15 protein-coding genes are annotated in these 20,121 nt (G+C 71.7%); 9 read left to right on the top strand and 6 right to left on the bottom strand.

The genetic code is table 11. The annotated features are described in order from the left end of the window. Positions 1 to 2 precede the first annotated feature (2 nt). Positions 3 to 299: a 1,2-phenylacetyl-CoA epoxidase subunit PaaB gene (gene paaB / locus NNW99_RS36540; RefSeq protein WP_215123518.1), complete on the bottom strand. Its 297-nt coding sequence runs from the start codon at positions 297 to 299 to the stop codon at positions 3 to 5. Next, positions 296 to 1,282: a 1,2-phenylacetyl-CoA epoxidase subunit PaaA gene (gene paaA / locus NNW99_RS36535; RefSeq protein WP_215123516.1), complete on the bottom strand. Its 987-nt coding sequence runs from the start codon at positions 1,280 to 1,282 to the stop codon at positions 296 to 298. Before paaA ends, paaB begins: the two co-directional genes overlap by 4 nt. A gap of 198 nt (positions 1,283 to 1,480) precedes the next feature. Between paaA and paaI the strand changes: the two genes are divergently transcribed. After that, complete coding sequence (gene paaI / locus NNW99_RS36530; protein ID WP_215124580.1) at positions 1,481 to 1,918, top strand: hydroxyphenylacetyl-CoA thioesterase PaaI; 438 nt, start codon at positions 1,481 to 1,483, stop codon at positions 1,916 to 1,918. Then, the gene (paaK, locus tag NNW99_RS36525; protein ID WP_215123514.1) at positions 1,915 to 3,216 is read left to right on the top strand and encodes a phenylacetate--CoA ligase PaaK; all 1,302 of its coding nucleotides are present in this window, start codon (positions 1,915 to 1,917) and stop codon (positions 3,214 to 3,216) included. Before paaI ends, paaK begins: the two co-directional genes overlap by 4 nt. A 4-nt stretch (positions 3,217 to 3,220) precedes the next feature. On the opposite strand, the gene NNW99_RS36520 is transcribed toward paaK, so the two are convergent. Beyond that, complete coding sequence (locus tag NNW99_RS36520) at positions 3,221 to 6,928, bottom strand: helix-turn-helix domain-containing protein (protein ID WP_215123512.1); 3,708 nt, start codon at positions 6,926 to 6,928, stop codon at positions 3,221 to 3,223. 83 nt (positions 6,929 to 7,011) lie between these two features. On the opposite strand from NNW99_RS36520, the gene NNW99_RS36515 reads away from it, so the two are divergent. Beyond that, complete coding sequence (locus NNW99_RS36515; protein ID WP_215123510.1) at positions 7,012 to 8,274, top strand: acyltransferase; 1,263 nt, start codon at positions 7,012 to 7,014, stop codon at positions 8,272 to 8,274. Here NNW99_RS36515 and NNW99_RS36510 read toward each other — a convergent pair. Continuing rightward, positions 8,241 to 9,455, bottom strand: coding sequence for a PP2C family protein-serine/threonine phosphatase (locus NNW99_RS36510; RefSeq protein WP_215123508.1), 1,215 nt, complete (start codon positions 9,453 to 9,455; stop codon positions 8,241 to 8,243). The two genes, NNW99_RS36515 and NNW99_RS36510, sit on opposite strands and share 34 nt — an antisense overlap. Before the next feature lie 115 nt (positions 9,456 to 9,570). Further along, the gene (locus tag NNW99_RS36505; RefSeq protein ID WP_215123506.1) at positions 9,571 to 10,329 is read right to left on the bottom strand and encodes an IclR family transcriptional regulator; all 759 of its coding nucleotides are present in this window, start codon (positions 10,327 to 10,329) and stop codon (positions 9,571 to 9,573) included. Positions 10,330 to 10,565: 236 nt separating this feature from the next. On the opposite strand from NNW99_RS36505, the gene NNW99_RS36500 reads away from it, so the two are divergent. Genes NNW99_RS36500 through NNW99_RS36475 form a run of 6 tightly spaced genes read left to right on the top strand, consistent with a single transcriptional unit; the run spans position 10,566 to position 18,405 of the window. Continuing rightward, a complete protein-coding gene (locus tag NNW99_RS36500) occupies positions 10,566 to 12,149 on the top strand; it encodes an ABC transporter substrate-binding protein (RefSeq protein WP_215123504.1) in 1,584 nt (527 codons plus the stop codon). A 2-nt stretch (positions 12,150 to 12,151) separates the two neighbouring features. After that, on the top strand, positions 12,152 to 13,108 hold the full coding sequence (locus NNW99_RS36495) for an ABC transporter permease (protein WP_215123502.1): 957 nt from the start codon (positions 12,152 to 12,154) through the stop codon (positions 13,106 to 13,108). Next, on the top strand, positions 13,105 to 13,989 hold the full coding sequence (locus tag NNW99_RS36490; protein WP_215123500.1) for an ABC transporter permease: 885 nt from the start codon (positions 13,105 to 13,107) through the stop codon (positions 13,987 to 13,989). The genes NNW99_RS36495 and NNW99_RS36490 overlap by 4 nt, the downstream gene beginning before the upstream one ends. Continuing rightward, positions 13,989 to 15,737 (top strand): ABC transporter ATP-binding protein, encoded by a 1,749-nt coding sequence (locus NNW99_RS36485; RefSeq protein WP_215123498.1) that lies wholly within the window; start codon positions 13,989 to 13,991, stop codon positions 15,735 to 15,737. The genes NNW99_RS36490 and NNW99_RS36485 overlap by 1 nt, the downstream gene beginning before the upstream one ends. After that, positions 15,734 to 17,740, top strand: coding sequence for a CocE/NonD family hydrolase (locus NNW99_RS36480; RefSeq protein WP_215123496.1), 2,007 nt, complete (start codon positions 15,734 to 15,736; stop codon positions 17,738 to 17,740). The genes NNW99_RS36485 and NNW99_RS36480 overlap by 4 nt, the downstream gene beginning before the upstream one ends. Continuing rightward, positions 17,707 to 18,405 (top strand): TetR/AcrR family transcriptional regulator, encoded by a 699-nt coding sequence (locus NNW99_RS36475; protein ID WP_215123494.1) that lies wholly within the window; start codon positions 17,707 to 17,709, stop codon positions 18,403 to 18,405. Before NNW99_RS36480 ends, NNW99_RS36475 begins: the two co-directional genes overlap by 34 nt. Here the strand turns inward: NNW99_RS36475 and NNW99_RS36470 are convergent. Next, entirely contained in the window at positions 18,368 to 19,993 is a 1,626-nt protein-coding gene (locus NNW99_RS36470; protein ID WP_215123492.1) for a family 43 glycosylhydrolase, read from the bottom strand. The two genes, NNW99_RS36475 and NNW99_RS36470, sit on opposite strands and share 38 nt — an antisense overlap. Positions 19,994 to 20,121: the final 128 nt, after the last annotated feature.

Here is a 20,121-nt window from a genome sequence, read left to right as displayed (position 1 = left end):
CTTCAGATGTGCGGGACGTCGTCGGGGATGTCGTAGAAGGTCGGGTGCCGGTAGACCTTGTCGGCGCTGGGCTCGAAGAACGGGTCCTTCTCGTCGCGGGTGGAGGCGGTGATGTGCCCGGAGAGCACCACCCAGATGCTCACGCCCTCGTTGCGCCGCGTGTAGAGGTCGCGGGCGTGGGTGAGGGCCATGCGGTCGTCGGCGGCGTGCAGCGAGCCCACGTGGACGTGGTTCAGGCCGCGCTTGCCGCGCACGAACACCTCGTACAGCGGCCAGTCCTTCTTGTCGGCGGCGCTCATGCCACCGCTCCCTTCTGTGCGCGGGCCGCCTGTTTGGCGGCGTGGGCGGTGGCCGCCTCGCGCACCCAGGTGCCCTCCTCGTGGGCCGTGCGGCGCCGCTCCGTCCGCTGGTCGTTGCACGGGCCGTCGCCCTTGATGACCCGCATCAGCTCGTCCCAGTCGGGGGTGCCGAAGTCGTGGTGTTCCCGCTCTTCGTTCCAGCGGAGCTCCGGGTCCGGGAGCGTGACGCCGAGCTTGTCGGCCTGCGGGACGGTCATGTCGACGAAACGCTGCCGCAGTTCGTCGTTGCTGTGCCGCTTGATCTTCCAGGCCATCGACTGCGCGGAGTTGGGCGAGGCGTCGTCGGGCGGGCCGAACATCATCAGGGACGGCCACCACCAGCGGTCCACCGCGTCCTGCACCATCTCCCGCTGTGCCGCGGTGCCGCGCATCATCGTCATCAGCAGCTCGTAGCCCTGCCGCTGGTGGAACGACTCCTCCTTGCAGATCCGCACCATCGCGCGGGCGTACGGCCCGTACGAGGACCTGCACAGCGGCACCTGGTTGCAGATCGCGGCGCCGTCCACGAACCAGCCGATCACCCCGACGTCCGCGAAGCTCAGCGTGGGGTAGTTGAAGATCGACGAGTACTTCTGGCGGCCCTCGATGAGCCGCTCCGTGAGATCCGCGCGGTCCGCGCCGAGCGTCTCCGCCGCCGAGTACAGATACAGCCCGTGCCCGGCCTCGTCCTGGACCTTGGCGAACAGAATGGCCTTGCGGCGCAGCGACGGCGCGCGCGTGATCCACTCGCCCTCCGGCTGCATGCCGATGATCTCCGAGTGAGCATGCTGCGCGATCTGACGGATCAGTGTCTTCCGGTAGCCCTCCGGCATCCAGTCGCGCGGTTCGATCCGCTGGTCCCGCGCGATCGTCGCGTCGAAGTGCTGCTGGAGAACCGGCTCGGAGCCGTCCGTCCCCGCGGGGCTGGAGCGTGTCGTATCCATCCGTCCCACTTCCCAACCGACCATTCGTTCGGTCCATGATAGGACAGGCCAGGCCCCCTTGGTAAGCCCCCGACCCTTGACATGCGCGGAGCCGATGGGATTACTTGGCAACGCCGAAGCTAACCGAATGTTCGGTCGGTAGACAAGGTGGTGCGAGAGGTGACCCATACCGCTGACGCGAGGCCGGCCGCGGAGGCGATGTTCGCCGCGGACCGGGCCTCACACGGGCTCGGTGTCGAGCTGCTGGAGCAGGGCGAGGGGACCGCCGTGCTCCGGATGACCGTGACCCCGGCCATGGTGAACGGACACGGGATCGCCCACGGGGGCTACGTCTTCCTCCTCGCCGACAGCGCCTTCGCCTGCGCTTGCAACAGCCACGGCCCGGTGACCGTAGCGGCCGGGGCCGACGTCACCTTCGTGGCCCCGGCGTACGAGGGAGACGTGCTCGTGGCGCGGGCCGAGGAACGCACCCGGTTCGGCCGCAGCGGCCTCTACGACGTGAGCGTGCTGCGGGGCGAGGAGGTCATCGCGGAGTTCCGGGGGCGCAGCCGCACCATCGGGAGCATGAGTGCGAGTACGGCAGCGAGTACGGCAGCGAGCACTCCCGCGCGTACGACGTCGAAGGAGTCGCGATGACCGGTGAGCCGCTCCCCCACGACCTGCTGGACGACGCCGAGCGCCTCACTCGCGAGCAGCTGCGCGAGCTCCAGCTCGACCGGCTGCGCCGGAGCCTGCGGCATGCCTACGACAACGTGGAGACGTACCGGAAGAAGTTCGACGCCGCCGGGGTCACACCCGAGGACTGCCGGTCGCTGGAGGACCTGGCCCGGTTCCCCTTCACGACCAAGGCCGATCTGCGCGACACCTACCCCTTCGGCATGTTCGCCGTCCCCATGGACCAGGTCAGCCGCGTCCACGCCTCCAGCGGCACCACGGGCCGCCCCACGGTCGTCGGCTACACGGAGAACGACATCTCGATGTGGGCGGACCTCGTCGCCCGCTCGATCCGCGCCGCCGGCGGACGCCCGGGCCACAAGGTGCACATCTCCTACGGATACGGCCTGTTCACCGGGGGCCTCGGTGCGCACTACGGCGCCGAACGCGCCGGGTGTCTGGTGATCCCGGCCTCCGGGGGCATGACCGCACGCCAGGTGCAGATCATCCAGGACTTCGAGCCCGAGATCATCATGGTCACGCCGTCCTACATGCTGACGCTCCTCGACGAGTTCGAGCGCCAGGGCGTCGACCCGCGCTCCACGTCCCTGCGGGTGGGCATCTTCGGCGCCGAGCCCTGGACGGAGGAGATGCGCCGCGAGATCGAGGAGCGCATGGACCTCCACGCCGTCGACATATACGGGCTGTCCGAGGTGATCGGGCCGGGTGTCGCGCAGGAGTGTGTGGAGACCAAGGACGGGCTGCACGTGTGGGAGGACCACTTCTACCCGGAGGTCGTCGACCCGATCACGGGTGAGGTGCTGCCCGAGGGCGAGGAGGGCGAGCTGGTCTTCACGTCCCTGACCAAGGAGGCGCTGCCGGTCGTCCGCTACCGCACCCGCGACCTGACCCGCCTGCTGCCCGGCACAGCCCGGCCCGCCTTCCGCCGCATCCAGAAGATCACCGGCCGCTGCGACGACATGATCATCCTGCGCGGGGTGAACGTCTTCCCCAGCCAGATCGAGGAGATCGTCCTGCGCACGCCGGGTGTCGCCCCGCACTTCCAGATCCAGCTGACCCGGCGCGGTCGCATGGACCACATGACCGTCCATGTCGAGAGCCGCCCCGGCGCAGCTGCTGAGCAGCGCGAGGCCGCCGCCCGTGCGATCGCGCAGGACGTCAAGGATGGCGTCGGTGTCACCGTCGACGTGGAGGTCGTGGAACCGGAGACGCTGGAGCGGTCGGTGGGCAAGCTCCGGCGGGTGAAGGATCTGCGGTGACGGCCTATCGCCCGGCCGGGCAGCCGGTTTCAGCGGACTGGTCGGGCAGGTAGCGGGACCGTTCCAGCGGGGTGAGCGTGGTGTCGATGGCCCCGCAGATGTCGCGGATCGCGCGGGCCGGGTCGGGGAGGTCGACGTTCCACAGCTCGACGGAGGTGCCCGCGCTGATGGCCAGGGTGTGACCGTCCCGGCTGAACGTCACGGCTTCTGCGGGCGAGCGGGTCGGCAGGGTGCTTCTGATCTGGCTGGTGGAGAGGTCCCAGAGGTGGACTCCTCGTTCGTTGCTCGCCGCCAGGGTGCGGCTATCGGAGCTGAAGGCCAGCGCCGCTACCTCACCGCTGACACTGAAGCTGTCCTGGAGCTGACCGGTGCGTGCGTTCCACGTCTTCACGGTTCCCTTGGCGCTGCTCGCGGTGGCCAGGGTGTGGCCGTTCGGGCTGAAGGCGAGGGACAGCACCATTCGGGAGCTCGGCTTGATGATGCGCTGGGTCCGGCCATTGGCTGCGTCGAGCAGCTTGACCTGTTCGTGGCCTGCCCGGACGTGCGCGACGGCGAGTGTACGGCCGTCCGGGGTGAACGCCAGCGTCCTGACGGGTTCGCCGTGGCCCGGGTCTACGGTGCGTAGTGCGCCGGTCGAAAGGTGCCAGATCCGAACGGATCCGTCATGGCCGATGAGCGCGAGCCGTGTTCCGTCGGGGCTGAAGACCGCCTCGCCGGTGTCGCCCCGGGCACGGCTTTGGCGAAGGCGGCCCGTGGCGACCTCCCGGACCTCGATCACGCCGTTCTCGGTGGCCCGGACGGCCAGGGCGCGCCCGGTCGGGCCGAACCCTGCGGCTTTGAGGCGAGAAGTCGCGATCAGCAGTCGGTTTCCCCGGCGCACCGGGCCGGTGTCGAGCGTCAGTGTGGCTTCGCGATCGCCGGTCCTGGCATCCCAAAGCTGTACCGAGCCACGGCCGGGCCGCTCTTGGCGAACCGCGGCAACCGTGCGTCCATCCGGACCCAATGCCAGGCCCGCGATGTACGCGCCCTCGTGGCCTCGCAGAGTGGTACGCGGGTGATACGCAGTCAGACGGTGGACGCGAATGGTGGGGTCTGAGTTGCCGCTGGTGACCAGATTGCGGCCGTCCGCACTGAGGGCCACCGTCGTGAGTCCGCGCCCATGGCGACCGGCGGTCACGGTGCCTCGGGCCGCGCCGGAGGCGGTGTCCCACAGGTGCACCGTGTCCCCATGGTCCGGGATGGCGAGGGTCCGCCCGTCCGGGGTGAAGGCCAGTCCGTCCAAGTTCATGGGAAGACCGTCACTGATGGTGCGCCGGAGGGCGCCGGTGTCCACCTCCCGCAGTTGCACCGAACCGTCGGTGCGGACAAACACGTATGTCCGGCCGTCAGGGCTGATGGCCACGGCACGGCCCTCGATGTGGCTGTCGTGGGTGATCCGGGTGCGGCCGGTGGCAACGTCCCACACCCGCACCAGTCCGTTGAAGCCTACGGCGGCGACGGTACGTCCGTCCGAGCCGAAGGAGACGGCTTCCGGATCGGGGAGACTGGTGAAGCTGTGCCTCGTGCGGCCGGTGGCCACGTCCCACACTCGTACAGCGGCCGGGGAGGTGGCGGCCACGGTACGACCGTCAGCGCTGAAGGCCAACCCGCCTACCGCACCGTCTGGGATGGCGAGGGTCCCGAGTTTCCTGCCGGTGACCGGATCCCACATACCTATCTCCGTGCCGGATTCACGGGCCATAGCGACAGCGAGGGTGCGTCCGTCGGGGCTGAACGCCGCGACTTGGTCAGTGTCGTGGCCGGTGAACGTCTGTCGGAGTCGGCCTCCGGGCAGATCCCAGATCCGAACTTTGCCATCTCTGCTGTGTGTGGCGACGGTGCGTCCGTCCGGGCTGAGGGCGATGGAACCCACGGGCTCGGTGCCGCTGACCAGACGCTCACTCAGCGGTAACGCCGCAGCGGCATACAGCGCCGCGGCGGCCTCACGCGTCGGACTGATGCGGTACGCATGCACAGCGAGCAACGAAGCCAGATCAGGTTCAGAATCCAGCAGCGCCCCGGACTGAGCCGCCAACTGCCGTGACTGGGCCACATGCTGGGCACTCACCGCGCTCTGCCACTGCCCCACAGCGAGACCGGCGGCGACAAGCGCGAGGCACAGCGCGGCGGTGACCGCCGTGAGCACCAGCCGGTACCGGCGACGGCCCCTCCGCTCGTGGCCACCACTCGCGTCGAGGAAGGCACGCTCCAGGTCGGTCAGCTCCTCGCGCGGTGCGTCACCGAAGTGCTCGCGGGCGGCGGCGAGCCGACTCCCCCGGTACAACGCGCCCTCCTCACGACCCAGTTCCTGCCAGGCGTGGGCCGCTTCGGTGAGGTCCCGGTGCGCACGCAGGCGTTCGCGGTCGTCCTCGATCCACCGCCGCAGCCGGGGCCAGGCCGTGATCAGGGCCTCGTGGGCCATCTCGACCGTGTCACCGTCCAGGGTGAGCAGCCGAGCCCCGGCAAGTGCGTCGACCACCTGGGCGGTGCCCGGCAGTTCCGCGCGGTCGACGGGACGGCGAGTGTCGGGGGTGCCGTCGCCGGGGGCCACCAGGCGGAGCAACACGCGGCGGGCGGCGGTCGCCTGTTCGTCGGTGAACCGGCCGTAGGCCTCCTCGGCGGTCCGGGCGATCGCACCGTCCAGGCATCCGGCCGCCTCGTACCCCGCCAGAGTCAGTGTCTTGCCGCGGCGGCGGCGCCAGGTCTCCAGCAGCGCGTGGGACAGCAGCGGCAGTCCGCCCGGCGCGTCGGCGACCTCCTCGACCAGCCGGCCGGTGAGGGCGCGTTCCACGGTCAGTCCGGCGGCCTGGGCAGGTTTGACGACGGCGGCCCGCAGTTCGGCCCGGCTCATCGCTCCGGCCAGGAGGTTGGCGTCGCGCAGTGCGTCGGCCAGGTCGCGGGCCTCGGCGCAGCGGCCGTAGAAGTCGCCGCGTACCGCCAGCAGCACCCGCAGGCGGCTCTCCGGCTGCCGGGCCCTCAGCAACAGGTCGATGAAGCGGGCGCGTTCGGCCGGGTCGTGGCAGAGCGTGAAGACCTCCTCGAACTGGTCGACCATGAGGAAGGTGTCCGCTCCGGCGCTGCCGTCGGGGGGTGTCGCGGGGATCAACAGGGATGCGTGGTTGCGGGCGGGGCGTTCGCCCGGTGTGAGGATCCGGATCGCGGCCGGGCGCAGGTCCGGCTCCTGGGCGTGCCGGAGCACGGGTATCAGGCCGGCCCGTAACAGGGAGGACTTGCCGCTGCCGGAGGGTCCGAAGACCGCGGCGAACCGCCGTCGGCGCAACAGCTCGACCAGGTCGTCGGTGAGCTGCTCCCGGCCGAAGAACAGCCCGCTGTCCCCGGTCTCGAACCGTGCCAGCCCCCGGTACGGCGGGAGGGATCCGTCGTCGCCCCGGGAGCCGTCACCGGCGGACTCCTCCACCGCCTCCTTCCACCGGGCCTCCCACTCGGCCGGGTCCCCGCCGCACGCCTCCGCGTAGGCGAGGGCCACCGGCAGCGTCGGCAACCGCTCGCCACCCGCCGCCTGGGACAGCGTGGTCACCGAGTAGCCCGCCCGCCGGGCCAGCGCCCGGTAGGTGATCCCGTCCGCCTCCGCCCGAAGCTTGCGCAACTCGAACGCGAACCGCTGCACCGGACCCGCCGCCGGATCCACCGGCACCTCATGCCGCCCCGCCACGCCCGCACCCCCTCCGGCCCGCCCATTGTCAGGCCGCCAGAACGGTACTGCCGAACAATGATCCGGCCGCTGAACTCGGCCGCATGGAATCCCCACCCCTCGTCCCCGCCGCCCCGACGCATCTCTCGCGGTTGGGCTGGCTGGACGCGTTGCGCGGCATCGCCGCACTCGTCGTGGTGTTCGACCACTCGTCGTACACCTTCATGCCGGAACTCAGGCGGGAGCTGATGCCCGAGTTCAACACCAGCCGCTACGGGATCATGGTGTTCTTCCTGGTGAGCGGCTACATCATCCCCGCCTCGCTGGAACGCCGGGGCTGCGTCCGGACGTTCTGGATCGGGCGGATCTTCCGCGTGTATCCGCTGTGGGCGGCCGTCGTCGCCGTGCTGTGCGCCCTCGGCCTCATAGGCGTCGCGGAGTTGCGTGACTTCGGTGGGCTGGGCGTCGTCACCGTGGCGGTCGCCCACGCCACGATGCTCCAGGAGTTACTGGGGACACCCAATCTCCTGCTCGTCCTGTGGACGCTCTCGTACGAGATGTCCTTCTACCTGCTGGTCGTCGCCCTGTTCACGGTCCGTCTGCACCAGCGGTCCTCGGCGGTCTCGGTCGTCCTGGCCGGGCTCGCCGCCGTGAGCGTGGCGGCAGGGGTGGTGCTGCCGGTCTCCGCTCTGTCCGGGCTGGTCGGCACCGGCCCGCTGGTCGCGTGCGCCTCGATCGCCATGATGGTCGCCATCGGCTGCGCGAGTTCCGGCTCACCCGCGCTGCGGGTGTTCGGAGGTGTGCTGGGCGGGGTCCTGGCGTTCGTCCTGGTCCTGTTCAACGGCACGGTCCCAGTGTGGGAGGGTCTGGTGATTCTCGCCGTGATGTTCCTCGGCACCGCCGTCCACCGTGCCGAGCACGGTCGGAGCACCTGGCGCGCCACGGCTGTCACTGCCCTCTTGGTGGTCGTCTGTGCCGTGGGGAGTGCCTACCGGTACGGCGACGGTGACCACTTCACTCGGCGCGGCTGGATCGTCGCGTTCCTGCTGGCCGTGCTCACCTTCGGCGCCGGACTGTGGTTCCGCCGCCGACGCGCACCCCGGATGCTGACCGTCTTGGGAACGATCAGCTACTCGGTCTATCTGGTGCACCCCGTGCTGCTGGCGGTGATCGACGGCACGATGGGCCGACGGCGGCAGGACAGTCTCGCGCTGGAAGTGGCGTTCTTCGCCGTGCTGTTGCCCCTGTGCCTGCTGACCCACCGTCGCGTCGAAATGCCCGGCCAGACCTGGGGCCACCGGCTCACCCACCGCCTGCGGCCACGCGACGAGCGTCAGCGGCACCCCGCCTCGCACACCGGAACCTGAGCCGGGCTGCCCGGATCGATCGCCGCCGCGACGTCCGCCTCGGACGCGGCGGGCTTGCGGATCAGGAGCAGGGCCGCGTCGTCGTGCAGCCGTCCTCCGACGTGGGCCAGCAGTTCGTCGTGGAGTGCGCCGAGGGTGCGGGCCGGCTCGTGGGAGACATGGCGCTCCAGGCCTTCGGCGAGCGGGTAGAAGGTCCGGCCGTGGTCGCGGGCCTCGGTGACACCGTCGGTGTAGAGCAGGAGCTGGTCGCCGTCGGCGAACGGGATGGCCTGGAGGCCGGGCGCGTGACCGGCCAGGGCGCGCAGGCCGAGGGGCGGGGACGGCAGGTCGGGCTCGACCGGGGTGACGCGCCCCGAGGCGCTGACCAGCAGCGGAGGCGTGTGCCCGCAGTTCACCACCTCCAGATGCCCGCCCGACGGATATCCGGCGACTATGGCGGTCACGAAGTCGTCGTGGCCGAGGTTGCGCGTCAGGCTGCGCTCGATCCTCTCGACCACGGCGAGCAGGTCGGGCTCGTCATGGGCGGCCTCGCGGAAGACACCCAGCACCAGCGCGGCCGTCCCCACGGCGGGCAGGCCCTTGCCGCGTACGTCGCCGACGATCAGCCGTACCCCGTGCCGGGTGGGTATCAGGGCATAGAGGTCGCCGCCGATGCGGGCCTCGGCGGCCGCGGCGCTGTAGCGGACGGCCACCTGGAAGGGACCGACGTTCGCCGGTACGGGCCTGAGCAGCGCGTGCTGGGCGGTCTCCGCGACCGAGCGGACTGCTGCGAGCACCCGTTCGCGGCGCCCGCGCAGGACACTGGCCAGGCCGCTCGCGAGCGTGACGGCCAGCAGGGCCGTCAGTACCGCGGCCAGTTCACGGCTCGGAACGCCGTCCCGGACCCCGAGCAGCGCGCCGAGCACCGCGGCGAGGAGACCCACGCAGACGACACCGCGCGGCCCGTTGGTCGTGGCCGCGAGGGCGGGGCCGGCGGCGAGCAGGGGCAGCCAGATCATCCCCGCGCCGTCGGCGAGATCGGCGAGCAGGACGGCTGTGACGACCAGGACGGGCAGGACGGGCATACCGGCGGCCAGCTGCGCGAAGGCGCGCCTGCGGGCCGAATCCCCGGCACCGGCCACTCGACTGCTGGACGGCCCCGCAGGCCGGTGGTCGGCACCGAGGTCACGCGCATGGCTCATGTTGGTATCCGGGTCCCTCACCTGTGCGCGGGGCGCGACTCTGGAAGCACACCCCTGAAATGTCTGTTTCATCCAGATAAAGGGGTGACCTGGGGCACCGGCAAGGAGCGGATTTTCAGATAGTGAGCGAGAGGCTGCGGGTGACCCGGCTCGCGGTCGGGAGCAGCCGCTCGCGGACCTCCTGCAGCCGGGAGAACCGGTTCACCGGCAGGGAGACGCCGAGGGACCCGAGCGTGTCCCCGCTGTAGACGGGGACGGCGACGCAGACGGTGCCGAGGGCGTACTCCTCCAGGTCCGTGACGGCCGGGGCCATGGGCTCGGCCTCCAGTCGGCGCAGCAGCTCCGGCAGGCTGGTGATCGTCCGCGGGGTGAGGTCGGCGAGCTGGTGGCGGGAGAGGTAGTCCTTGCGGGCCTCTTCGTCCAGTTCCCGCAGCACGGTCTTGCCCAGTGCGGTCGCGTGCCCCGCGTCCTCGAAGCCCACCCAGAGATCGACGCGGGGTGTCCCGGGGCCGTCGACGATCTCGGCGACCCGGATCTCGCCGTCCTCGTAGAAGGTGAGGTAGGCGGCCGACGCGAGCTCGTCCCGGAGCGCGCCGAGCGTGGGGCGGACGCGGCTGAGCAGCGCCTGCGCCCGGCCGGTGGTCTTGAGCGTCTGCAGCTTGTCGCCGAGGACGAAGCCGCCGTCGTCCAGCTTCCGCACGTATCCGTCGTGGACCAGGGTCCGCAGCAGGTGATAGGCGGTGGCCAGGGGCAGGCCCGTCTCGCGTGCCAGTTGCTTCGCCGGCGCGCCGTTCTCGTGCGCGCTGACCGCCTCCAGCAGGCGCATGGCCCGCTGGACGGACGTGATCAGCGTAGGCCCGGCTTGCTCAGCCATAGGACCAGCCTGCGTCAGCCGTACGGAGGGGGCAAGGCGGCCGGTCATCCGGCCCGGCCCACCCTCCGGCCTGGAGGCCGGCACCGACTCGGCTCCCCCTCGCCCCCGGAGCCGCCGTTGCGTTTGTGACGACTTCTTCACAGCCGGAAGGGTTGGCTGGAAACCGCCTGCTCGCTATCGTTCACGGACTTCACTCAATCGTTCAGTGAACGAATAGCGACAGGGAAGGTCGGTTCATGTCCGGCATGCACCACCCGGGGCGCCGCTCGGTGCTCGCCGCGGGCACCGCCTGTGCGGCCTCGCTCGGCGCGTCCTGGCTGCTGTCCGGCTGTTCGGGCGCCACCGCCGCACCCGTCCTGCCGGCCGCCGCCCAGCGCGGCGCGCCCGACCGTGGCGGGACCCTGCGGATCGCGCGTCCACCGGCCTCAGACGCCGAGACCCTCGACCCGGCGAGCTCCCTGTCCGCCTACGAGTACCTGGGCGCCCTCTACAACCGGCTGGTCCGCATCGGCGCGGACGGCGAAGTGGCTCCCGATCTCGCCGAGTCCTGGGAGCCGGACGGCGCGGCCCGCACCTGGACCTTCCGGCTGCGCAAGGGCGTCACCTTCCACGACGGCCGGGCCTTCACCTCCGCCGACGCCGCCTACACGCTGCGGCACATCCTGGACAAGGCGACGGCGTCCCCGCAGGCCGGCGTCCTCGCCCCGCTCGTCGACCCGCGGCGGCTGCGCACACCCGACGCGCACACCCTCGTGGTGCCGCTGAAGTCGCCGAACGCCGAGTTCCCGAGCCTGCTCACGCACTACAACTGCTACGTCGTCCCCGAGGGCAGCGGGAAGTCGATCGGCCGCACCGGCATAGGCACCGGCCCGTTCCGGCTGGAGTCCTTCGCACCGGCGGGCCCCGGCCGCGTCACCGCGTACAAGGACCACTGGGCGGGCCGCCCCGTGCTCGACGCGATCGCCTTCTACTCGGTCGCGGACATGTCGGCCCGCTCGAACGCCCTGCTCGCCGGGCAGGTCGACCTGCTGTCGCAGACCAACCTGGACTTCGCCACCGCCCGCGTCGTGGCCGCCTCCGACCTCGCCACCATCGCCCGGGTGAAGAACGCCCAGTGGTACGTGCTGCCGATGCTCACCACCGACAAGCCCTTCACCGATGTCCGGGTCCGCCGGGCCATGAAGCTCGCCTACGACCCCGAGCACATCGTGAAGGCCGCGCTGCAGGGCGCGGGCAGGCCCGGCTGGGACAACCCGGTGCCCCCCGACGACCCGGCACACATCTCCGCGCACCCCGAGCACGATCCCGAGCAGGCGCGGTACCTGCTGAGGAAAGCGGGCCACGAGGACCTGGCCGTCGACCTGTACACCTCCGCGTACGACCCCCTCTTCACACCCATGGCGCTCGCCTACCAGGAGTCGGCGAAGCGGGCGGGCGTCCGGATCCGCGTCAAGACGGCGTCGGCGGACTCGTACTACACACAGATCTGGATGAAGCAGCCGCTGATGGCCACCTACTGGTACACCGGCCGGCCCGTGGACCAGCTCTTCAACCAGGTCTTCCGCAGCGGCTCCTCGTACAACGAGACCGCCTGGTCCGACGAGGGCTTCGACGCGCTGCTCGACCGGGCCCGTGCCGAGACCGACGACGCGAGGCGCCGTGACCTCTACGGCGAGGCGCAGACCTGGGTGATCGACAAGGGCGGCGCGATGACCCCGATGTTCGCCGACCGGCTCGTGGGCATCTCGCGCAAGGTGCGCGGTTACGCCGAGCACGGCTTCGAGTTCGACTACCTCGGCATCGGCCTGAAGGGGGCCTGAGCATGCTCTCCTTCACAGCCCGCCGGATCGCGGCAGCGCTCGGCACGCTGCTGCTCTCCTCGCTGCTGGTCTTCCTCGCCGTCCAGGCACTGCCCGGGGACGTCGCCACCCAGGTCCTCGGCAAGGACGCGACCCCGCAGGCGGTCGCCGAGCTGCGCGGCAGCCTCGGCCTGGACCGGCCCGCCGTCGAACGCTACGGCGACTGGATGTGGGGCGCCCTGCACGGCGACTTCGGCACGTCCCTGGTCTCCGGGACGGCGGTCGGCGGTGAGGTCACCCAGTACCTGGGCAACTCCATGCTCATCGCGGCCCTCACCATCCTGTTCGCGGTGACCGGCTCGCTGCTGCTGGGCATCCTCGCCGGGCTCTACCGCGACCGCTGGCCCGACCACCTCATCTCGACGGTCAGTCTCGTCGGCATGAGCGTCCCCGAGTTCGTCGTGGCCACCGTCCTCGTGCTGTGCTTCTCGGTCGCGCTGCCCTGGTTCCCCGCGGTCGTCCTCTACGGCCCCGACGCCACCGTGGGCCAGCTCCTGCCCGCCGTGTGGCTCCCGGCGCTCGCCCTCGCGGTGGTGATGGCCGCCTACATCGTCCGTATGGCCCGCACCTCGGTGATCGACGTGATGGCCAGCGAGTACGTCACCACCGCCCGCCTCAAGGGCCTGTCCACCTGGCGGGTCGTCACCCGGCACGCCCTGCCCAGCGCCCTGCTGCCCGTGCTGCATGTGATCGCGCTCAACGTGGCCTGGCTGCTGGGCGGTGTCGCCGTCGTCGAGAACGTCTTCAACTACCCGGGCATCGGCAAGCTGATGCTCTCCTCGGTGCAGAACCGGGACCTGCCCGTCATCCAGGCCATCGCCCTGATCAGCGCCGTCGTCTACGTCGTGTGCAATCTCGCCGCCGACCTCGGCGCCATGGCCCTCAACCCCAGGCTCCGCACCCGAGGGAGGACCCGATGACCACGCTCGACACCGTCCGGGCCGACGCCCCGGCCTCGCGCGCCGCCCGTGTGTGGCGCACCCTGCGCTCCTCGCGCGCGGCCGTCGTGGGGCTGGCGATCGTCGGCGTCCATGTCGTGATCGCGCTGCTGGCCCCTCTGCTCACCTCCTACGATCCGATCGCGGGCGACGCCTCGCAGGCCCTGCTCGGTCCGGGCGGGGAGCACTGGGCGGGCACCGACCAGTACGGCCGCGATGTCCTCGCGCGTGTGCTGTACGGCGGCCGGTACGCGCTCGGGGTGTCCGTCGCCGCCACCGTCGTGAGCGTCGCCCTCGGCACGGTCATCGGCTGTGCGACCGCCCTGCGCGGCGGCTGGTTCGACGACCTGATCGGGCGGGTGCTGGACGCCGTGCTGGCCATTCCGGCGGTGCTGGCGCTGCTCGTGGTCGTGACCGCCCTCGGCACCGGACCGGCGGTCATCGTCCTCGCCGTCGCCGTCGTGTTCGTGCCCCAGGTGGTGCGGGTGGTGCGTGGCGCCGCCCTGGCGGTGGTGCCCGCCGACTATGTGACCGCCGCCCGGGCGCGCGGGGAGGGCACCTGGCCGATCCTGCGGCGGGAGGTCCTGCCGAACATCGTCGACGTGGTGTGCGTCGAGTTCGCGATGCGTGCCTCCTGGGTCGTGCTGCTGATCTCCTCGCTGTCCTTCCTGGGCTTCGGCGCCGACCCGCCGACGCCGGACTGGGGCCTGATGGTCGCCGAGAACCGCACCGCCATCACCGTCGTGCCGATGGCGAGCGTCGCGCCGATCATCGCCCTGGCCACGCTCGTGATCGGACTCAATCTCGCGGCCGACGGCCTCTCCAAGGCCTGGGGCGTCGACCGGATCAGGGAGGGCCTGTGATGACCCCGCTCGTCTCCGTCGACTCCCTGTCCGTGGCGTACCGCTCCGGCGGCCGTCGGATCCCCGTGGTGCACGAGGTGTCCGTCGAGGCCGCCGCGGGCAGCACGCTCGCGCTGGTCGGCGAGTCCGGCAGCGGCAAGTCGACCCTCGCCGCCGCCCTGCTCGGGCATCTGCGGCACGGCTCCCAGGTCACCGGCGGTTCGGTGACGGTGGACGGCCGGGACGTCTTCGCCCTGTCCGCGCCCGAGCTGCGGCGGCTGCGCGGCCGGACGGTCGCCATGGTCGCCCAGAACGCGGGCCAGGCGCTCACGCCCTCGATGCGCGTCGGCCGGCAGATAGCGGAGGCGGGCGGCGACATCCCCGTCACCGATCTGCTGGACCAGGTCCGGCTGCCGCGTCCCGCCGAGCTGGCCCGCCGCTATCCGCACGAGCTGTCCGGCGGCCAGCAGCAGCGCGTCGCCCTCGCCATGGCCATCGCGGCCCGCCCCAAGGTGCTGGTCCTCGACGAGCCGACGACCGGCCTGGACGTCGTCACCCAGCGGGGTGTGCTGGACCTGATCGCCGCCCTGCGCGACGAACTGGGTCTGGCGGCCGTGCTGGTGAGCCATGATCTGGGCGTCGTCGCGCACCTGGCCGACGAGGTGTGTGTGCTGAAGTCGGGCCGTGTGGTGGAGTCGGCGCCCACGCGGCAGGTGTTCGCGACGCCCCGGGAGCCGTACACGAAGCGGCTGCTGGCGAGCGTGCCCCGTCTGGACGACGCCGGTCTGGCTCTCGTACGGGAGTCGGGCGAGCGCGAGATACGGCCCCGGGCCGTGGTGCCCGAGGACGCGCCGGTCGCCGTCTCGGCCCGTGACGTCACCGTCGACTACGGCAGCTCCCGTGCCGTGGACGGGGTCTCCTTCGAGGTCCGGCGCGGCGAGGTCCTGGCCCTGGTCGGCGAGTCGGGCAGCGGCAAGTCCACGCTGGCCTGGACTCTCGCGGGGCTGCGCACCCCGTCCGGCGGCACCATGACACACGAGTCGGGCGATCTGGCGCGGCCCGCGCAGCGGCGGCCGATGTCCCTGCGGCGGCGGGTGCAGCTGGTCTTCCAGAACGCGGACACCTCGCTCAACCCCCGGCGCTCGGTGAGCGACGCCATCCGGCGTCCGCTGCGGTTCTTCGGCACGGCCGGCGGCCGGGCGGAGTCGGCCGAGCGCGCCCGGCGGCTCATCGCGGACGTACGTCTGGACCCGGCCTTCGCCGACCGGCTGCCCGCGCAGCTCTCCGGCGGCCAGCGGCAGCGCATCGGCATCGCACGGGCGCTGGCGGGCGAGCCGGACGTCCTCATCGCCGACGAGATCACCACCGCGCTGGACGTCTCCGTCCAGGCCGATGTGCTGCACCTCGTCGACGATCTGCGCCGGGAACGCGACCTGGCCTGTCTGTTCATCAGCCATGACCTGGCCGTGGTCCGGGGCATCGCGGACCGTGTCGTCGTCCTGCGGGGCGGTGTCGTGGTCGAGGAGGGTCCGACGGAAGCCGTCTTCTCGGATCCCCGGCACCCCTACACGCGGCAGTTGATGGCGGCCGCCCTCGAACCGGACCCCGACGCCCAGCCGCCGGTGGAGGCGGCCCCCGACTGGGCTGACGCCGCCCGGGAGGGCGAGGTGTGGACCGACCACGGCGACGGCCACCGCGTGCGCCGCTGGCGGCCCGCCGGCACCCCCGACGACACCCCGACCTCTCCCGTCGCAGAAGGAGTTTCGTGAAGTACCGCGACCGGTTCGAACGCCAGGTCGTCCGCGAGGACGTGTGGATCCCCACCCGGGACGGCGACACCCGCCTGCACGCCCGGATCTGGCGCCCGGCCGACGCCGAGTCGGACCCCGTCCCCGCGCTGCTGGAATACCTGCCGTACCGCAAGAGCGACTGGACCGCCCCGCGCGACGCCCAGCGCCATCCCTGGTACGCCGGGCACGGCTACGCCTCCGTCCGGGTCGATGTCCGAGGCCACGGCGACAGCGAGGGCACGCCGGGCGACGAGTACGACGCCCAGGAACTCGCGGACGGCGTGGACGTCGTCAACTGGCTCGCCGCGCAGCCCTGGTGCACCGGCAAGGTCGGCATGTTCGGCATCTCCTGGGGCGGCTTCAACTCCCTCCAGATCGCCGCCCTCGCCCCCGAGCCGCTCAAGGCGGTCGTGACGGTCTGCTCCACCGACGATCGCTACGACAACGATGTGCACTACACGGGCGGTGCCGTCCTCGGTATCGACATGCTCGCGTGGGCCGGCACCATGCTGGCCTTCGCCGCACGCCCGCCGGACCCCGCGAGCGTGGGCGCGGACCGCTGGCTGCCGATGTGGCGCGAGCGCCTGGACGCGCTGGAACCCTTCCTGCACACCTGGCTGGAGCATCAGCAGCGGGACGACTACTGGCGGCACGGCAGCGTCTGCGAGGACTACACGGCGATCGACGCGGCCGTCCTCGCGGTCGGCGGCTGGAACGACCCGTACCGGGACACCGTGCTGCGGCTCGTGGAGCACCTCCCCGGCGATCAGGTGCGGGGCATCGTCGGGCCGTGGTCGCATCAGTACCCCGACCGGGGGCTGCCGCCCGGACCGGCGATCGGGTTCCTCCAGGAGACCCTGCGCTGGTGGGACCAGCATCTCAAGGGCGTCGACACGGGCGTCATGGCTGAGCCGCTGCTGCGCTCCTGGCTGAACGACCCCGTACCGCCCTCCCCGTCGCACGAGGAGATGCCCGGCCGCTGGGTGACCGACGCCGAGTGGCCGAGCCCCGACGTCACCTGGGACACCCGGCCGCTGGGCGAGGGCCGCGACCCGGTCGTGGTGCGCTCTCCGCTGCACACCGGGCTCGACGCCGGACGCTTCTTCCCGTTCGGCAACGCCGCCGACCTGCCGCCCGACCAGCGCGAGGAGGACGGCCGGTCCGTCTGCTTCGACTCCGCGCCCCTGGAGCAGCGCGTGGAGATCCTCGGCCGGCCGCGTGTCCGGCTCCGCCTCGACAGCGACACACCGCGGGCCCATGTCATCGCCCGCGTGTGCGATGTCGCTCCCGACGGCTCGTCCACACTCGTCACCCGGGGCGTGCTCAACCTGCTCAGCAGGAAGGGCCGCGAACACGCCGTCGAGTGGACTCCGGGGACGTACGAGGACGTCGAGTTCGAGCTCAACGGCATCGGCTACGCCTTCCCGCCCGGCCACCGCGTCCGTGTCGCCGTCTCCGACGCGTACTGGCCCTGGGTCTGGCCGCACGGCGAACGCGGGGCGCTGCACGTCGTCCCGGCCGACAGCGCGGTCCTGCTGCCGGTGCGCGAGGCCGCCGACGAGGCCGCCGTCCGCTTCGAGGAACCGGAGCAGGCGGTACCGATGCCGGTCACCTACGACACTCCCCCGGACCCCCGCCCCGAGCGGCTGGTCACACACGACGTCGCCAAGGGCGAGTGGACCCTGGACGTCGACCCCGGATACGGGGGGTCGCGGACGTACCCGGACGGGCTGCGCTACGAGGAGAGCGCCCGCGAGACGTACACCATCCGCACCGACGATCCGCTGTCGGCGCGGGCCGTCTCCGAGTGGCGCATCCGGCTGCGGCGCGGCGATGACTGGGACGCTGAGATCATGGCCCGGACGGAGCTGCGCGCCACGGCCGCGGAGTTCATCATGGACAGCCGTATCGAGGCACGGGGGAACGGAGAGACAGTGGCCGAGCGCGCATGGCACCGCACCACCCCGAGGACATCGGGATGACCGCCGCCGAGCAGCCGCGGCAGGGCGGGAAGGGCCCGCGCCGTGCCGTCGCGGCCCGGGACCGGACCCGGCAGCCCACCGAGGTGCGGCGGCGTCTCATCGTCGACGCGGCCGTGCCGCTGATCGCGGAGCGCGGCTACAAGTCGGTCGGCGTGCGCGACGTGGCAGCGGCGGCCGGAGTGTCCGTCGGCACGGTCACGTACCACTTCGACAGTGTGCAGGAAGTCCTCTCCGAGGCCATGGTGCTGCACATCGAGCAGTACTACGCGGCGCTCAGCGAGGCCGCCGAGCACGCGACCAGCGGGGCCGAGGCGCTCAGGCTGCTCGTCGACGCACTGTTCACGGAGGACACCGACCGGCACTGGCGGATGTGGTTCGACTTCTGGCACGCGGGCGAGCAGAGCACGGACGAGACCTTCGCCCGGGGGCAGGCCGACCGGTACGCGGCCTGGCACCGGCAGATCCGCGCCCTGGCCGAACGGGGCGTCGCAGACGGCGAGTTCATCGGCGACGACCTCGACGGCTTCACGGCCCGCTTCGCCGCCCTCGCCGACGGCCTCGCCCTGCAACGCCTGCGCCAGGCACCTCCCCTGACCACTCAGCAGGCACGGCACCACCTCAACCGATTCATCGAACGGGAGCTTGTTCCCCAGCCCGGTAGGTGACCTCGTCGAAGTCGGCAGGGTGCCCGCCCCCGCCGAGGTCCCAGGCCCACAGGCCGACGAACGCGCCGGTGAAGCCGAGGGAGCGGATCTGTCCGTCCTCGATGTGCTCGGCGTGCTCGTCGGAGAGGACGGTGGCGTCCAGGACGGCACCGAAGGGCTCCCAGCCCCGGCCGGTGTCGTACCGGAAGCGCAGGTCGGCCCCGTCGAAGTCGAGGCCGAGCCGCAGTCGTGCGGCGGGGCCGAGCTGCGCCTGGCCGGTTTCGTCGACGCTGAGCACGCCCCGGTCGCAGCTCGCGACGCGCAGGACGGGCTGACCCTCGTCGTCCACGGTGACGTACAGGTAGTACCAGTTGCGGGTGTTGTAGTACGCGGTGATCCCGGCCAGGTGCTGGAACGCCTCCGGCCGGTACTCCATCGTCGCCTCGAACGAGCAGCGCGCCCCGGTCACGCGGCGGGCCACCAGGCTGGGTTCGACCAGGCTCTGCGGTGACCGGCCGCCCCGGAGCCGCAGATGGGACGGGCGTTCGGTGAGCGAGACCCAGTCGGGGGTCGGAGGTCGGCGCAGGGTCGACCACTGGGGGCCCAGGGCCGGGCCGTCGAATCCGTCGGTGTCCTCCGCGTCCGTGTGGTCCTCGCCCGCCCTGGAGATGCCGGCCGGAACTTCCAGCGCGGGCAGGCCGGTCTCGACACGGGGCCATTCGTCGGCGGTCCAGATCACGGGTGCCAGTGCCGTCTCCCGGCCCAGGACGCACGGTCCTCGCCGCCCGAGGGGCCGGGCCACGAGGTAGGCCAGGTACCAGTCGCCGTCGCCGGTCTCCACCAGGCTGCCGTGCCCGGCCTTCTGCAGCGGTAGGTCGGGATGGTCGCGGGCGGTGAGGAGCGGGCCGTCGGGGTCGCGAGTGTAGGGGCCCGTCAGGGTGCGCGAGCGGGAGACGGTGACCTGGTGGTCGTAGCCCGTGCCGCCGTCCGCGGTGAGCAGGTAGTACCAGTCGCCCCGGCGGTAGAGGTTCGGGCCTTCGATCCAGCCGGACTGCGGCGGCAGCCCGATCCGCACGGGGTCGCCGACGAGGCGGCGTGCGGCACGGTCGTAGCGCCGGGCCTCCAGGCCCGCCGAGCCGCCGTGGCCGGGGCGCCAGTCGTGGACCAGGTTCAGCAGCCGGCTGTCGGAGCCGTCGTGGAAGAGGGAGGCGTCGAAGCCCCGGGCGTGCAGGGGTACCGGATCCGACCAGGGGCCCTCGATGGAGGGAGCGGTGATCAGGTAGTTGGGGCAGTCGGTGAAGCCGCCGACGTAGGTGGAGACGTTGCTGTAGACGAGGTGGAACAGGCCGTCGGCGTGGGTGAGGCTGGGCGCCCAGACGCCGCCCGAGTCCGGGCAGCCGGTCAGGTCGAGCAGGCGGGTGTGGTCGAGGGCGCCGCCGAGGGGGCGCCAGTGCACCAGGTCCGTGGAGTGGTGCAGGCGCACGCCCGGATACCACTCGAACGTCGAGGTGGCCAGGTAGAAGTCCGGCCCCACCCGCAGGATCGACGGGTCCGGGTGGGACCCGGGCAGCACCGGGTTGCGGATGACGCCGGCCGACCGGTTTCGCATGCGATGTCCCCTCGTGACGCCCGCTCCGGCGTACGCCGGGCGATCACCGCAGGACCGTAACGTCGAATACGTTCGCGAGCAACGCCCACCTGAAAGGTTTTCCAACTCAGGGCGCTCCCAATACTCTT

It is taken from the genome of Streptomyces sp. CRCS-T-1 (assembly GCF_024442335.1).
Classification (GTDB): Bacteria; Actinomycetota; Actinomycetes; order Streptomycetales; family Streptomycetaceae; genus Streptomyces; species Streptomyces koelreuteriae.
This window is presented reverse-complemented; position numbering and strand designations above follow the sequence as displayed.

Coding starts and splice junctions, on each gene's coding strand:
- paaB (WP_215123518.1), bottom strand. CDS start 299: ATGAGCGCCGCCGACAAGAAGGACTGGCCGCTGTACGAGGTGTTCGTG.
- paaA (WP_215123516.1), bottom strand. CDS start 1,282: ATGGATACGACACGCTCCAGCCCCGCGGGGACGGACGGCTCCGAGCCG.
- paaI (WP_215124580.1), top strand. CDS start 1,481: ATGTTCGCCGCGGACCGGGCCTCACACGGGCTCGGTGTCGAGCTGCTG.
- paaK (WP_215123514.1), top strand. CDS start 1,915: ATGACCGGTGAGCCGCTCCCCCACGACCTGCTGGACGACGCCGAGCGC.
- NNW99_RS36515 (WP_215123510.1), top strand. CDS start 7,012: ATGGAATCCCCACCCCTCGTCCCCGCCGCCCCGACGCATCTCTCGCGG.
- NNW99_RS36510 (WP_215123508.1), bottom strand. CDS start 9,455: ATGAGCCATGCGCGTGACCTCGGTGCCGACCACCGGCCTGCGGGGCCG.
- NNW99_RS36505 (WP_215123506.1), bottom strand. CDS start 10,329: ATGGCTGAGCAAGCCGGGCCTACGCTGATCACGTCCGTCCAGCGGGCC.
- NNW99_RS36500 (WP_215123504.1), top strand. CDS start 10,566: ATGTCCGGCATGCACCACCCGGGGCGCCGCTCGGTGCTCGCCGCGGGC.
- NNW99_RS36495 (WP_215123502.1), top strand. CDS start 12,152: ATGCTCTCCTTCACAGCCCGCCGGATCGCGGCAGCGCTCGGCACGCTG.
- NNW99_RS36490 (WP_215123500.1), top strand. CDS start 13,105: ATGACCACGCTCGACACCGTCCGGGCCGACGCCCCGGCCTCGCGCGCC.
- NNW99_RS36485 (WP_215123498.1), top strand. CDS start 13,989: ATGACCCCGCTCGTCTCCGTCGACTCCCTGTCCGTGGCGTACCGCTCC.
- NNW99_RS36475 (WP_215123494.1), top strand. CDS start 17,707: ATGGCACCGCACCACCCCGAGGACATCGGGATGACCGCCGCCGAGCAG.
- NNW99_RS36470 (WP_215123492.1), bottom strand. CDS start 19,993: ATGCGAAACCGGTCGGCCGGCGTCATCCGCAACCCGGTGCTGCCCGGG.